Below are 12,738 nucleotides of genomic sequence, written 5' to 3'. Positions count from 1 at the left end.
CCGCCGGCGGTGATGGTGGCGGCCAGGCCCTTGCCCTTGGCATCGGTGACCTTACCCGAGATGCTGGCGGTGGGGGCTACCTTGGGTCCGGAGGTCTTCACCGGGGCATAGGCCAGTCCGAAGTGGCCGATCCAATCGGGGTTGCCGGCGCCGCCCTTGCTGGCGATTCCGTCGGCGGTGTCGATCAGGTTATAGGAGAATCCAGCGGTCAGGCTCATCCCGAAGGGGAAGCAAACCTGGACGCCAGGAGTCACAAAAGCGTTGTAGTTCATGAAGCTGCGGGCCTTGGCACCGGTGCCGTATTTGTTGGTGTCCATCTCCAGGCTGGTGGTGAACTCCACGAAGGGTTTGAACATTTCGCCGGCCTTGTAGCTGAAGGCGATTCCCATCGGAATGGTCATGTTCGGATATACGCTGGTGGTATCATTATATTTGTCCAGATCATAATCCAAACCAACGTTCAGGTTCAGGTCGGAAGCGCCGAAGTTGAATCCGGCCAGTAACAAACCGTGCACGGCTCCGGTATGTTTATAGGGGGCAACCGGCTTTAAAGTGGTGTCGCCGACAGCTCCGATGGTCGGAATGTCGTAACCCAGATAGAGGCCCAAGCCGATCATGTCGCTGGCTTTCATGGAATACTTAAAGCCAACCCGGGTGTCCAATAAGCCGTTGGTGCTGGTGGTGTCCACCTTATGCATCTGATAAGTGGTGGCAAATGATAATTCAAACATGTCATTGATGGAGAAATAGCCAGCGGGCATAACGCCAATATAGGTTAGCTTGTAGGGAAATACATCGGTTGAGTCATGCATAATGATTGCCCCGTTTACACCAATTCCGTAGTTCATCGGACCGGCGTTGCCGGGAGCAACTGTCCAGATCAGGCCCTTGGAACCGTTCATCGAGGGCTGGGCCACGGCCATTCCGGCCATCAGGGCTAACACTGCGAACATTGCGAAGATTCGCTTCATTTGGGTTTTCCTCCTGTTTAGTTAATTTGTGTGTTATTCTTAAGGTTACTTCAAGGCGTTATTTTTACCGCCTTTTTGTTTTGGTTTTGACTTCAAATAATAAAATCCCATTGCGAATATTTTAGGGTTATCACCTCCTGCGTTCGCATTTGATTTTTGTATTTAAAATATGGCTATGTTAAAGGAATGTAAAGGTTTTATTAAATTCCCAATAATATTACCAACTTATGCCCCGCTTTGTCAAGGGTTTTTTAAAGAAAATATCATTTTTATATATTCCCTTTGGCACGAATCAACGACACACTGCGAAGGCAGCCCCTTAAAAGCCAATCCTCCGCTTGCGGCGGAGAAAATGGGCCTGCCATGAGCGTTGCCCTGAGCTTGGCGAAGTGTATGGCTGCCTGCCCGACTAATAAAATGGCGTTCCCAACGGGATTCGAACCCGTGCTGCCACCGTGAAAGGGTGGTGACCTGACCGCTAGTCGATGGGAACACACTTAAGATTACAGGGAATAGATCTTTGGGGTTTGTGACGATGGCATGGCCAGCGTCAGGCACATCTCAGATCTTCAAATGGCTCTGGATATACAGCCGCCGGAACTGTTCGTTGTCCACGATGGCCCGGTTGATCAGGAAGTAGGTCTCCAGGTTCTCGTTGGTGGACTGGATCCGGTCGCACAGGATCTCGGTGATGGCCAAAAGGATCCGGGCTGAAAGCTGGGGTTCCTTCACCAACAGCCGCTGGAACTCCTCCTTGGTCAGGACGTAGATCTCGGAATCCACCATGGCGGTGGCGGTGGCGGTGCGGGGCTTGTCGGTGATCAGGGCCATCTCGCCGAAGAACGAGCTTTCCTGGAGCTCGGCCAGGACCAGCTTGGACTCGTTGCGGGAGATGGAGATCTCCACCTCGCCCTTGGTGATCAGGTACATCTCGTTGCCCTGGCTGCCTTCGTTGAAGATCTTTTCTCCCTTGGGCACCGCCCTTTTTACCAGCCGGTCGTGCAGGGCCTCCAGCTCGGTGGACGACAGGTACTTGAAAAGAAATACCTTCTTCAAAACATCGGTCGGAGCCATAATAGATGACCTCCCATTATATGGTGATGTTTCCTGGTGAGCCAGATGAGATTCGAACTCATGACTCCCGCCTTAAAAGGGCGGTGCTCTACCGACTGAGCTACTGGCTCATTTTGTGCGACTTATCGCAAACTGTTAATTTTACTATAAAAACATCGTTCCGGTCAAGCAAAAAAGCGGCCGGTTTGATTTACCATCCGCAGATTAACGCAGATTCTGCAGATTTTTTCAGTATGATTTTAATGGGCCTGTATATATCTGCGAAAATCTGTGAAATCTTCCGCCACCGCAGGGCAATACATATAGACGGATCCGCCTTTGGCGCGAGCGGATAAAGTTACCCGGAAGATCAGAATGACATTTAGAACTTGCCCCGGAGGATGGTGGCCTGGCGCTCCGAGCCCACCGAGATGATGCTGGCCCTGGCCCCGGCCAGTTTTTCGATGGTGCTGATGTACCTTTTGGCATTGGCCGGCAGCTGGCTGTAACTGCGAAGTCCGGCGGTGGGCTTGTCCCAGCCGGGCAGGGTCAGATACTGGGGCCGGCACCCGGCCAGTTCTTGGGTGCTTTGGGGGTAGCCTTCTATCTTTTTGCCTTTATGGCTGTAGCCCACGGCGATCTTGACCTCCTTGAAGCCGTCCAGGATGTCCAGCTTGGTCAGGGCCAGCTCGCCGGCCCCGTTAAGCTGCACCGCCCGCTTAAGCATTACCGCGTCCAGCCAGCCGCAGCGCCGGGGGCGGCCGGTGGTCCGGCCCACCTCGTCGCCGGCCTTGGCCCGCAAAAAGTCGGACATTTTGGCATCGAACTCGGTGGGGAACGGTCCGTTGCCCACCCTGGTTGTATAGGCCTTGGCCACTAAGATCACCCGGCCCACCGCGTTGGGCCCTATCCCCAGGCCGGTGCAGGCCCCGCCGGCGATGGTGGAGGACGAGGTGACGAAGGGATAGGTGCCGAAGTCCACGTCCAGGAAGGTCCCCTGGGCCCCCTCGAACAGCACCTTTTGGCCCCGGGCCATCTCCCGGTTCAACAGGCCGGAGACATCGGTGATATAGGGCCTTAATAGCTTGGCGTAAGACCGGTACTGGGCCAGGGTCCCGGCATAGTCGGCCTTTTTATGGCCGTAAAATTCTTTCAGGATGAAGTTCTTCTCGTCCAGGTTGTGCTTTAAGGTCTGGGCGAAAAGTTCCGGGTTAAGCAGATCTATCATCTTCAGGCCGCTGCGGTAGGCCTTGTCGGCGTAGGTGGGCCCTATGCCCCGGTGGGTGGTGCCGATGGCCCCCTCGGCCTTGGATTCCCGGGCGCTGTCCAGCAGCTTGTGGTAGGGCATGGTCAGGTGGGCCCCGCCGCTGATCAGCAGCCGCCCCTTGACGCTGATCCCCAGTTTTTTCAGGTACTCCATTTCCTCCAGCAGGCTCTTGGGGTCTATCACCACCCCGCTGCCGATCAGGCACAGCTTGCCGGGATGGACGATGCCGGAGGGGATCAGGTGCAGCACGAATTCCTTTTTGTTGACCTTGACGGTGTGCCCGGCGTTGGCCCCGCCCTGGTAGCGGGCCACTATGTTGACCCTCTCGGCCAGCAGGTCGACAATTTTGCCCTTGCCCTCATCGCCCCACTGGGCCCCCACGATGCAGATGTTCTGTTTCACTTCTCGCTCTGTTATTTCAGGTTTAACGTTTGCTGTTTATCTATGCCCGCACAATTCCCAAGGATCGGATCCCCGTCATTCGCTTAGTTTGTCCAATGCTTTTTGCAGGATCATGAATTCCTCCAGATACAATGGCAGTTTTTGGTAGACTTGTAATGCTTGTCCGGCCTGGTATGTGTGGGACATCAGGTTCCTCGCCTCCAGCATGGAAAGCCAGGCCTTTTCGTCCGTGATCCATCCCAGGGCAAAAGCCTGCTTCAAACAGGCTTTGGGCGAAAGACAATCCGGCAACCCTTCCCCGGCGGCGGCTTCCTTGATTGACTTCCAGGCCAGCTCGAAGCAAAACTCATAATATTTCAGGCATCCGGCCTGCAGCAATTCATCCTCCGCTTTTCGGGACAGGGCCTTCTGCAGCTGGGACACCGCTTTTTTGTAATCTTCGAAAACCAATTTGAATTTATTCACAGCAATACCTCCGTTTTGCTGGTGGCCATTTCCATAAAAGCCGGCGTCACCCGGCTGAGGTCGACCAGTTCAATTTTATAAAGGGTCGGCAGGCTTTCCAGGGCGTCCTCAATGTCGCTGAATATTTCTGAGGCCAGGGGCTTTTCGCCTTTTATCCCGATGTCAAAATCGGAAGCGGGGCGGGCCTCTCCGCTTACCCGGGAGCCGAACAGAATGACCTGATGGTCCTGCAGGCTTCCGGAAAATCCGGCCAGGGCCTGTTTGATCATTGCTTTTATTTCTTCTTCCCGCGCCATGCAATATCCAGTTATTATATCTGTTTCCAGTTTAACGTTTGCCGTTTACCGGTGACCGCACAAACCCCTAAGACCAGTTCCCTGTTCCCAGGTCAGGCCGCGTCCTGCTCCTTGCGGACATACTCCGGCTCCTGGTGGTTGACTATGACCTCGCGCCCGATGGTGCACTTGGTGATGTCCTTGCTGGACGGCAGGTGGTACATGATGTCCAGCATGGCCTCCTCCAGCACCGCCCGCAAACCCCGGGCCCCGGTGCCCCGCTTCAGGGCGTCCTCGGAGATGGCCTCCAGCGCCTGGGGCTGAAATTCCAGCTCCACCCCCTCCATCCCGAAGTAGGTCTGGTACTGCTTCACCAAAGCGTTCTTGGGCCGGGTCAGGATCTCCATCATGGCGGATTTGTCCAGCGGGTCCAGGGAGCAGATCACCGGCAGCCGCCCGATCAGCTCGGGGATCAGGCCGTATTTCAGCAGGTCGTCGGGCTGGACCTTGGCCAAAAGCTCGTTGGGCTGAAGCTGGCTCTTCTCCCGGATGTCGGCCCCGAATCCCAGGGTCTTGGTGCCGATCCGGGCGTTGATGATCTTATCCAGGCCGTCGAAGGTGCCGCCGCAGATGAACAGGATGTTCTTGGTGTTGACCGGCAGCAGCGGCTGTTCCGGGTGCTTGCGTCCGCCCTGGGGCGGCACGTGGGCCATGGTGCCCTCCAGGATCTTCAGCAGGGCCTGCTGCACCCCCTCGCCGGAGACGTCCCGGGTTATGGACGGCCCCTCGGACTTGCGGGCCACCTTGTCCATCTCGTCGATGTATATGATGCCGATCTCGGTCCGCTTCAGGTCGTAGTTGGCCGACTGCAGCAGCCGGACCAGGATGTTCTCCACGTCCTCGCCCACGTAGCCGGCCTCGGTCAGGGTGGTGGCGTCGGCGATGGCGAAGGGCACCTTCAGCATCCGGGCCAGGGTCTGGGCCAGCAGGGTCTTTCCGGTGCCGGTGGGGCCGATCACCAGGATGTTGCTCTTGTCCAGCTCCACCTCGGAATCTCCGCCGTAGGAAAGGATCCGCTTGTAGTGGTTGTAGACCGCCACCGCCAGGGCCTTCTTGGCCCGGTCCTGGCCGATCACGTATTCGTCCAGCGCCGCCTTGATCTCCAGCGGCTTGGGCAGGTCCTCCTTGGCAGGAAATCCGCTGTATTTCTTGTCCTGGGTGATGACCTCGGAGCACTTGGTCACGCATTCGCTGCAGATGGCCGCCTCGCCGCTGTCTATCAGCTGGGAGACCTCGCTGGAGGGGCGCCCGCAGAACGAGCATTTGTTGTGCTTGGGGTAGAAATTGTCTTTGGGCATGCGGCACCTTAAATATAGTGAGAATGATATTTTACTTTAACACAAGATAAAAGCCAATGCAAGAGGAAAATACAAAAGATAAAAAATCAAATACCAAAAATATTTTAGATCTTATTTTTGGTTTTTTATTTTGGTCACCTCCCGCATTCCCCGCCGTCCCCCCGCAGGATCTCTATGCCGTGGACCAGCGCCGGAAGCACCGCCTCCAGCGACTCCCGCGCCCCCTTCTCGCTGCCCGGCAGGTTGATGATCAAGGTTTTTTTACGGATCCCGGCCACCGCCCGGGACAGCATGGCCTTGGGGGTTATCTGCATGCTTTTGGCCCGGATGGCCTCGGGGATGCCGGGAACCAGGCGGTCAATGACCTCCAGGGTGGCCTCGGGGGTCACGTCCCGGGGCGAAAAGCCGGTGCCGCCGGTGGTCAGCACCAGGTCGCAGCCAAGGGTGTCCGCAAAGTACTTGAGCTTATCGGCGATGAGCGAGCGCTCGTCCGGCACGATCTCGTAGGCGGCCACTTCCGCGCCCAGCGGCTCCATCATTGCTTTGAGGGCCGGGCCGGAGGTGTCGGTGCGCTGGCCTTTGGAGCCCTTGTCAGAGACGGTAAGGATGGCTATTTTAAATTTTAAATTTTGCATTTTACATTGCCAAATCTATTTGGTCCCCGGTTTTGATCTCCCCGCCTTTTATGACCTTCGCAAACACGCCCTCCCTCGGCATCACGCAGTCGCCCACCTGCTTTTTTATGGCGCAGTCGTTGTGGCACTCCTTGCCGATCTGGGTGATCTCCAAAATGATCTCGGACCCAACCAACAACCTTTGCCCGATTTTCAATTTACTTAATTGTATATTCTCTATAGTCAGGTTCTCGGCAAAATCCCCTGGGTGCAACTCCACCCCCTTGCCCCGCATCTGGTCCACGCTCTCTGTGGCCAAAAGGCTGACCTGGCGGTGCCAGTCCCCGGCATGGGCGTCGCCCACGATGCCGTGGTTCTCTTTCAGGACTGCGGAAGGAGCGCTGGTCTTCTTTTCGCCCTTGCGCCGGCTGATGTTTATGGAAACTATTTTACCCATATTACTTTGCACAATCCTCCCCTCTAAAAAGAGGGGACTATGGTTCAGAGAATCCAGCGCCCCGACTTCCCCCCGCTCTTTTCCACCAACCTGATCTCCGTTATCACCATCCCCTTTTCCACCGCCTTGGCCATGTCGTAGATGGTCAGGCAGGCCGCGGCCACCGCGCTCAGGGCCTCCATCTCGGCCCCGGTGCGGTCGGCGCAGCGCACCGTGCTGGTGACCTCGACCAACGAGCTTTTCTTGTTAATCCGGCAATCCACTTCGATATGCGTCAGCGCAATGGGATGGCATAAGGGAATGAACTCAAAGGCCCGCTTGGCCGCCTGGATTCCGGCGATCCTGGCCACTCCCAGCACATCGCCCTTGGCCAGCTGGTTATCAGCGATCAGCTGCAAAGTGGCCGGTTTCATTTTGACCTGCCCGCAGGCCCGAGCCAGTCGTTCTGTCTTTGGTTTGTCTGTGACGTCGACCATTTTGGCTTGGCCGTTGGCATTCACGTGGGAAAGCTTTCGGTGATTTTGCCTTCTGCCTTTTGTTTTCTGCATTTAGTTCATCCTCCCACTTCCGCCATGTGCCGAGCAATGTCCACGCCCCCCTGGTCCATCTTGTGGCAGGCCGGCTTCAACCGCAATGCCTCGTAGAACACCCGACGCAGTTCCGTCCCGGCCAGCCCGCTGCACACCGGCACCCGGATGTTGACCTCGCTCTTGGAGCCCAGGCAGGGCTTAAGGAACCCGTCCGAGGTCAGCCGCAAACGGTTGCACTTTTTGCAGAATTTACCGGAGAGCGGCGAGATGAAACCCACTGTGGCCGGAGAACCTTCGATCTGATACTCGTCGGCTATGCTGTTTTTGTTATTCACCGGGACAAGCTTTACGCTTTCAGCTATAAGCTTCTTTATCTCTTCTGTGCCCAGCATTTTGGAACTTTCCCAAAATGCATTGCCCACCGGCATGAATTCGATGAAGCGCAGGCCTATGGGCTTGTCCTTGACAAAGGTTACGAAATCAGCGATCTCGTCTTGGTTGTATCCGGCAATGGCCACCACGTTCAGTTTGACCTGCTGAAAACCCGCGCCCAGGGCGGCCAGGATCCCGTCATAAGCCTTCTGCCAGTCGTCGCTGCCGGTCATCTGTTTGAAGCGCTCCGGCTTCAGGGTGTCCAGGCTGGCGTTCACCCGCATGATGCCGGCGGCTTTCAGCTCTTTGGCCATGGGGCCCAGCAGGACGCCGTTGGTGGTCAAGGCCAGGTCCTTGATGCCCGGAATGGCCGCCAGCTTTTTCACCAGGTCCAAAATACCCTTGCGCAGCAGGGGCTCTCCGCCGGTCAGCCGCACCTTGTCGATGCCCAGCTCCGCCCCGGCCCGGACGATGGTCTCTATCTCCTCAAAGGTCAAAAGCTCCGAATGCTCCTTCAGCGGCACGCCCTCGGGCGGCATGCAGTAGCGGCAGCGCAGGTTGCAGCGGTCGGTGACCGAGACCCGCAGGTAATTTATTTTTCTTCCGTATTGGTCAGCTAACATTGTTGCACTAACTTTTATACATTTACAACTTAATAACTATCTAACTTGCTCAGGAAAGTAAAATGAAGTGGTGGATTTGGTTTAAAAAGTAGCTTTAATCTGGTTATGTTCTTTTTCTTTTTTGTGCCGCCAATTAAGAAAAAGAACCAAAAAGAAAAAAGCTCGTCGCTGAAAACTCTCCGGGCGCTGCGCTTCTCGTTGATGACGGGCTTGTCTGAACTCGGGCTTTGGCCAAGCCCTCAAACAGGCGCAGACAAGCTTTTTCCGCCATCAACTGCGATGCTCACTGATCGTTTTAACGCGACTTACGGGGTTGGCACCAGATGTTCAACCAGTTTCCTGAGCTAATTGGATAAACATTTACCACTTTTACATCATTTACTTCATTTAAACTTTGGGTCTCACCCCCCCGTTATAAGATGTATCGCCTCCACGCTGTCCCCGTCGCTGATCAAGGCCTCCTGGTACTCCTCGGGCGGAACGAACTTCTCGTTTATCCGCACGATGATGGCATGATAGACGTAATTCTTTTCCTTCAGCAGTTCTGTTATATTCAGCCCCTGCCGCCAGGGATGTTCTTCACCATTGACTTTTATCATAGTGCTGCGATTCACTGATTACAATTCACGATTCACTTTGTTTGATGCGTGGATCCGGCCCCAGCAGTATCTCCAGCGCCTGGTTGGCCTGCATGCAGGCGGCCATCCCCACCCGGGGGGCCATCAGCCCGAAGCCCGGCCCGGCCTCGCTCCGCTCGTCCCCGCAGATGTAGAGCATTCCGGTCTTCCTGGTCTTCATCAGATCGTTGGCCCCGTACCCGGCCATGCCGCTTCCGATCACGATGGGCGTCTTGGGAAGTTTTGCCAGCACCGTCTCCACCAGCATCTGCTTCTGGTCCGCCATGTCAAAGGCTTCGATGATCACGTCGCACTTGCCGAACAGGGATTCCACGTTCTCGGGAACTATCCGCAGATGGTGGGATTCCACCTTGGTAAAGGGATTGGCCTTCTTGATTATCTCCCTCAGGGCCTCCACCTTGGGCAGGCCGATATGCGAGACGAAATACTGCTGGCGGTTCAGGTTCGATGGTTCCACCACATCGTAATCGGCGATGACCAGCCGGCCCACCCCGGCCCGGGCCAGCGCGATGGCCGCGGTCGAGCCCAGCCCCCCGCAGCCGGCCAGGCCCACGGAAGCCTTCTTCAGTTTATCGGCAATGCCCGGAGTATGCCGGGCGGACAGCAGATGCTCCAGTTCGTTCTTGGAAGGCACTTCGCCCTTCTTGATCAGCACCAGCCGGTCGCCCTCCTCCACCGTATGCTCCATCAGACAGGGAAATCCGTTTAGCACGCAGACCTCGGCCCCGGGCTTGTGCTCCTTGACCAGCTCGGCCACCTTGGCGCCCTTCTCGGCCTTGATGTGCTTTTCGTTGAGGTATATCTTCATATTTCTCCTAACATTCCCTCTCCGCATCGGGGAGGGTAGAGAGGGGTCAAATAAGCTCGACCTTTTTCTTACCCTTCACCACCTGCCCTATCACATAAGCCTTGGACGAAAACCCGTTCAAAACTTTTAACCCCCTTAAACTCTTCAGCGCTGCGGCCGCATCGGGCTGGGCCACGACCAGCACAAACCCTATCCCCATGTTGAAGGTGCGGTACATGTCGTCCTGCGGCACCTTTCCCTTTTTCTGCATCAGCTCAAAGACCGGCAGCACCGGCCAGGAGCCCAGCTTGATCTCCACATTGCAGTCTTTGGGCAGCACCCGCGGGATGTTGTCCAGAAACCCGCCACCGGTGATGTGGGCCATGCCCTTGACCAGGCCCTTGTCCAGCAGCGGGGTAACCGGTTTCAGGTACGAAGGATGAACCTTGAGCAAAGCCTCGCCGACAGTAGAACCGAGTTCAGTCAGGCGTGTATTTACTTTGTATTTGCATTTTTCAAACAGGATCTTCCGGGCCAGTGAATAGCCGTTGGTCTGCAGCCCGTTGGTGGAGAGACCGATCACCACGTCCCCGGGCTTGATGGTCTTTCCGGTGATAAGTTTTTTCTTGTCCACCGCGCCCACAATGAACCCGGCCAGGTCGTAGTCGCCCACGGCGTACATCCCCGGCATCTCGGCGGTCTCGCCGCCGATCAGGGAACAGCCGTTCTGTTTGCAGGCCTTGGCAAAGCCGGTGACGATGGCTTCCAGTATTTTTGGCTCCAGCCGCCCGAAGGCGGCGTAGTCCATGAAGAACAGCGGTTTCGCCCCCTGGACCAAAATGTCGTTGACGCAGTGGTTCACCAGGTCCTGGCCCACCGTGCCGTGCTGTTTGGCCATTAAGGCCACTTTGAGCTTGGTGCCCACCCCGTCGCAGGAGGAGACCAGCACCGGCTGTTTATAGCCTTTGAGTGTGCCGTCGTAAAGGGCGCCGAAGCCGCCGATGTCCGTCAGCACGTTCTTGGTGAAAGTGGAGCGGACCACTTTTTTTATCCGTTGGACCGATTCGGTCCCGGCGTCGATGTTGACGCCAGCATCTTTGTAGCGCATAGGTTATCTTTCTGCTTGTCCCGTGTTAATGATTAGTCAATCCCTGAAAAGCATATACTTATTTTTATTGTTAGCTTCAAACTTTGCGACAGCTTCCTGTGCCTGCAGCGTCCTGATTATTTTCAGGGCGCGATATGCGTGATACGCAGGTTCTTCCCAGTCCCTGTATAGCAAGTTTATCAAATAGTCAACTGTTTTAGTATATATTGGGCGTGCTTCCGACAAAATCTCAATGCAAAATATTTTTGTCTCAGGGTTCCCATTTTCAATTGCAGCTAAATAATTGTCGATGCAGTAATCATCTAACTGCTGTAATAATAACCCTTGCTTTCCAATTTCTATGGTAAGTGGGGTTACTAAACCAACTACGGGATAACCCCTCATAAAAAGATGACCACCAGAGACATACATTGAAGACAAAGCTTGGAAAGCCATAAGCGATTGACGTTTATTGCCATATTTGGCTTTTGGCATCAAGTCTCGTGATATCTCTATTAGTTTTTGTGTATTCCAAATGGTATCGAGATCAGCGCGAGCCTTTACAACAACACCATCATTCTCACTTAGCAATCTTTTTTCAAGACGAGGCAATGAAGCACAGCCGATAACAGCTGCTGATATGCAAACTGCAAAAAGAAATATCTTTGGTTTCATGTCGACCTTTACAAACGAAAATTATTTTTCTGCCAGCACAATTAAATCGTCCTGCAATTCGTTATTTCCCCGCACTTCGTGCCGTTTGACCTTAAACCCCGCTTTCTCTATCTCTTTGATGACATCTTCCGGCAAGCCGAAATACCTTCCCGCTATGCCTCCGTGTATTGTACACCGCGACTCGGGATCGTACATGCTCAAGACCTCCGGTTCCTTCGGATCTCCGCACATGCTGCTGACATAAAATAACCCGCCGGGTCTTAAGACCCGGTATGCTTCTTTAAGCATTTCAACCCGGTCGTCACCTATGATGCAATGCAGACAATGCCCGTCAATCACGATGTCAAAATATCCGTCTTCCCACTTTCCCAGCTTTGTTACATCACCAATTTCAAATTCTGCCCTTATATTCGCTTTTAGGCTCTTCTCCCTGGCCCACTCTATGGCGCTCGGCACAATGTCTATTCCATAAACCTGATATCCCTTTTCCGCAAACAACAGGGCCACATCTCCGGCTCCGCAGCCCAGCTCCAGCACTTTGCCAGACTTCGGGAAACCATCGGAAGCGATCAGGGCAAGTATTTCCGTCCGCCACGCCTGCCAGGTCTCGTCGTCGTCCCAGCCATTTTGTCCCGCGGCTTTTTTCCGCTGGTACGAGGAGTCATGGCCTATGTAGTTGGTTTTTAAGCTCATGGTTTCGACCTCACCCCTGCCCCTCTCCAGGTAAACCTGGCGAGGGAGGCCGTAGTTCACCAATACGTTTGGCCACAGTATCAAACTGGTCTACGACCAACTCGTTGGGAAACCGGATAACTTTAATATCATTCCGGCTGATTATCCTGTCGCGGAGTTTATCATAATCCTTCTGGGTCTCGTGAACCCCGCCGTCTATCTCAACTATCAGCCTTAGCTCGTTACAATAGAAATCTGCTATAAACCCGTCAATGATCTGCTGGCGACGAAATTTCAAGCCATGCAGTTTGCGGCCCCTGACCCCGTTCCAGAAGCATCGCTCGGCATAGGTCATCTCCCTCCGCATTTGCTTGGCCATTTCAAGTTTCTCGTTCTTGATCCGGCGGCCGGTGCTGACACCAAAATTCTTTGCACTTGACATAAATGCTTTTACTCATTACAACCTCCCTCTCCAAATGCGTTTGGAGAGGG

Annotated in this window: 17 protein-coding genes and 2 tRNA genes; 1 reads left to right on the top strand and 18 read right to left on the bottom strand. The window is 54.8% G+C overall.

The window, feature by feature from the left end:
• From Q7U71_06130 to moaA, 12 genes are all read right to left on the bottom strand, one after another.
• The coding region (locus tag Q7U71_06130; protein ID MDO9391334.1) for a hypothetical protein at nt 1-971 on the bottom strand (971 nt) is incomplete at its 3' end.
• Nucleotides 972-1,389: 418 nt separating this feature from the next.
• Nucleotides 1,390-1,464: transfer RNA gene (locus Q7U71_06125), tRNA-Glu, on the bottom strand.
• 68 nt (nt 1,465-1,532) lie between these two features.
• Nucleotides 1,533-2,045, bottom strand: coding sequence for a cyclic nucleotide-binding domain-containing protein (locus Q7U71_06120; GenBank protein ID MDO9391333.1), 513 nt, complete (start codon nt 2,043-2,045; stop codon nt 1,533-1,535).
• 34 nt (nt 2,046-2,079) lie between these two features.
• Nucleotides 2,080-2,155: transfer RNA gene (locus tag Q7U71_06115), tRNA-Lys, on the bottom strand.
• Between the two features lie 251 nt (nt 2,156-2,406).
• The gene (locus Q7U71_06110) at nt 2,407-3,693 is read right to left on the bottom strand and encodes an adenylosuccinate synthase (protein ID MDO9391332.1); all 1,287 of its coding nucleotides are present in this window, start codon (nt 3,691-3,693) and stop codon (nt 2,407-2,409) included.
• 75 nt (nt 3,694-3,768) lie between these two features.
• Nucleotides 3,769-4,158: an HI0074 family nucleotidyltransferase substrate-binding subunit gene (locus tag Q7U71_06105; GenBank protein ID MDO9391331.1), complete on the bottom strand. Its 390-nt coding sequence runs from the start codon at nt 4,156-4,158 to the stop codon at nt 3,769-3,771.
• Nucleotides 4,155-4,454: a nucleotidyltransferase domain-containing protein gene (locus tag Q7U71_06100; GenBank protein MDO9391330.1), complete on the bottom strand. Its 300-nt coding sequence runs from the start codon at nt 4,452-4,454 to the stop codon at nt 4,155-4,157. The genes Q7U71_06105 and Q7U71_06100 overlap by 4 nt, the downstream gene beginning before the upstream one ends.
• A 92-nt stretch (nt 4,455-4,546) precedes the next feature.
• Nucleotides 4,547-5,791, bottom strand: a complete 1,245-nt coding sequence (clpX, locus tag Q7U71_06095; GenBank protein ID MDO9391329.1) for an ATP-dependent Clp protease ATP-binding subunit ClpX — start codon at nt 5,789-5,791, stop codon at nt 4,547-4,549.
• A gap of 134 nt (nt 5,792-5,925) precedes the next feature.
• A complete protein-coding gene (locus Q7U71_06090) occupies nt 5,926-6,426 on the bottom strand; it encodes a MogA/MoaB family molybdenum cofactor biosynthesis protein (GenBank protein ID MDO9391328.1) in 501 nt (166 codons plus the stop codon).
• 1 nt (nt 6,427) lies between these two features.
• Complete coding sequence (locus Q7U71_06085; GenBank protein ID MDO9391327.1) at nt 6,428-6,862, bottom strand: MOSC domain-containing protein; 435 nt, start codon at nt 6,860-6,862, stop codon at nt 6,428-6,430.
• 44 nt (nt 6,863-6,906) lie between these two features.
• Nucleotides 6,907-7,410 carry a cyclic pyranopterin monophosphate synthase MoaC gene (moaC, locus tag Q7U71_06080; GenBank protein MDO9391326.1) on the bottom strand — a complete coding sequence of 168 codons (504 nt, stop codon included), beginning with the start codon at nt 7,408-7,410 and terminating at the stop codon, nt 6,907-6,909.
• A 5-nt stretch (nt 7,411-7,415) separates the two neighbouring features.
• Nucleotides 7,416-8,387: a GTP 3',8-cyclase MoaA gene (moaA, locus tag Q7U71_06075; protein MDO9391325.1), complete on the bottom strand. Its 972-nt coding sequence runs from the start codon at nt 8,385-8,387 to the stop codon at nt 7,416-7,418.
• A gap of 105 nt (nt 8,388-8,492) precedes the next feature.
• Here moaA and Q7U71_06070 point away from each other — a divergent pair, with 105 nt between their 5' ends.
• Nucleotides 8,493-8,735 carry a hypothetical protein gene (locus Q7U71_06070; protein ID MDO9391324.1) on the top strand — a complete coding sequence of 81 codons (243 nt, stop codon included), beginning with the start codon at nt 8,493-8,495 and terminating at the stop codon, nt 8,733-8,735.
• 53 nt (nt 8,736-8,788) lie between these two features.
• On the opposite strand, the gene thiS is transcribed toward Q7U71_06070, so the two are convergent.
• From thiS to Q7U71_06040, 6 genes are read right to left on the bottom strand one after another with little or no spacing between them, the layout of a single operon-like run.
• Nucleotides 8,789-8,986: a sulfur carrier protein ThiS gene (gene thiS, locus Q7U71_06065; protein ID MDO9391323.1), complete on the bottom strand. Its 198-nt coding sequence runs from the start codon at nt 8,984-8,986 to the stop codon at nt 8,789-8,791.
• Nucleotides 8,987-9,011: 25 nt separating this feature from the next.
• Nucleotides 9,012-9,833 carry a sulfur carrier protein ThiS adenylyltransferase ThiF gene (gene thiF, locus Q7U71_06060; GenBank protein MDO9391322.1) on the bottom strand — a complete coding sequence of 274 codons (822 nt, stop codon included), beginning with the start codon at nt 9,831-9,833 and terminating at the stop codon, nt 9,012-9,014.
• A gap of 46 nt (nt 9,834-9,879) precedes the next feature.
• Nucleotides 9,880-10,920, bottom strand: coding sequence for a phosphoribosylformylglycinamidine cyclo-ligase (purM, locus tag Q7U71_06055; protein ID MDO9391321.1), 1,041 nt, complete (start codon nt 10,918-10,920; stop codon nt 9,880-9,882).
• 36 nt (nt 10,921-10,956) lie between these two features.
• Nucleotides 10,957-11,574, bottom strand: a complete 618-nt coding sequence (locus Q7U71_06050; GenBank protein MDO9391320.1) for a hypothetical protein — start codon at nt 11,572-11,574, stop codon at nt 10,957-10,959.
• A 21-nt stretch (nt 11,575-11,595) separates the two neighbouring features.
• Entirely contained in the window at nt 11,596-12,267 is a 672-nt protein-coding gene (locus tag Q7U71_06045; protein ID MDO9391319.1) for a class I SAM-dependent methyltransferase, read from the bottom strand.
• A 10-nt stretch (nt 12,268-12,277) separates the two neighbouring features.
• Nucleotides 12,278-12,688 carry a DUF559 domain-containing protein gene (locus tag Q7U71_06040; protein ID MDO9391318.1) on the bottom strand — a complete coding sequence of 137 codons (411 nt, stop codon included), beginning with the start codon at nt 12,686-12,688 and terminating at the stop codon, nt 12,278-12,280.
• Nucleotides 12,689-12,738 lie beyond the last annotated feature (50 nt).

This window comes from bacterium (assembly GCA_030655055.1).
Classification (GTDB): Bacteria; Edwardsbacteria; AC1; order AC1; family EtOH8; genus UBA5202.
Note: the sequence above shows the minus strand (reverse complement) of the source record. Positions and strands in the feature narration are given on the sequence as shown.

What these genes read in the sequence shown, in the direction of transcription:
- Q7U71_06120 (MDO9391333.1), bottom strand. Translation starts at nt 2,045, where the DNA reads ATGGCTCCGACCGATGTTTTGAAGAAGGTATTTCTTTTCAAGTACCTG.
- Q7U71_06100 (MDO9391330.1), bottom strand. Translation starts at nt 4,454, where the DNA reads ATGGCGCGGGAAGAAGAAATAAAAGCAATGATCAAACAGGCCCTGGCC.
- clpX (MDO9391329.1), bottom strand. Translation starts at nt 5,791, where the DNA reads ATGCCCAAAGACAATTTCTACCCCAAGCACAACAAATGCTCGTTCTGC.
- Q7U71_06090 (MDO9391328.1), bottom strand. Translation starts at nt 6,426, where the DNA reads ATGCAAAATTTAAAATTTAAAATAGCCATCCTTACCGTCTCTGACAAG.
- Q7U71_06085 (MDO9391327.1), bottom strand. Translation starts at nt 6,862, where the DNA reads ATGGGTAAAATAGTTTCCATAAACATCAGCCGGCGCAAGGGCGAAAAG.
- moaC (MDO9391326.1), bottom strand. Translation starts at nt 7,410, where the DNA reads ATGCAGAAAACAAAAGGCAGAAGGCAAAATCACCGAAAGCTTTCCCAC.
- moaA (MDO9391325.1), bottom strand. Translation starts at nt 8,387, where the DNA reads ATGTTAGCTGACCAATACGGAAGAAAAATAAATTACCTGCGGGTCTCG.
- Q7U71_06070 (MDO9391324.1), top strand. Translation starts at nt 8,493, where the DNA reads ATGTTCTTTTTCTTTTTTGTGCCGCCAATTAAGAAAAAGAACCAAAAA.
- thiS (MDO9391323.1), bottom strand. Translation starts at nt 8,986, where the DNA reads ATGATAAAAGTCAATGGTGAAGAACATCCCTGGCGGCAGGGGCTGAAT.
- thiF (MDO9391322.1), bottom strand. Translation starts at nt 9,833, where the DNA reads ATGAAGATATACCTCAACGAAAAGCACATCAAGGCCGAGAAGGGCGCC.
- purM (MDO9391321.1), bottom strand. Translation starts at nt 10,920, where the DNA reads ATGCGCTACAAAGATGCTGGCGTCAACATCGACGCCGGGACCGAATCG.
- Q7U71_06050 (MDO9391320.1), bottom strand. Translation starts at nt 11,574, where the DNA reads ATGAAACCAAAGATATTTCTTTTTGCAGTTTGCATATCAGCAGCTGTT.
- Q7U71_06045 (MDO9391319.1), bottom strand. Translation starts at nt 12,267, where the DNA reads ATGAGCTTAAAAACCAACTACATAGGCCATGACTCCTCGTACCAGCGG.
- Q7U71_06040 (MDO9391318.1), bottom strand. Translation starts at nt 12,688, where the DNA reads ATGTCAAGTGCAAAGAATTTTGGTGTCAGCACCGGCCGCCGGATCAAG.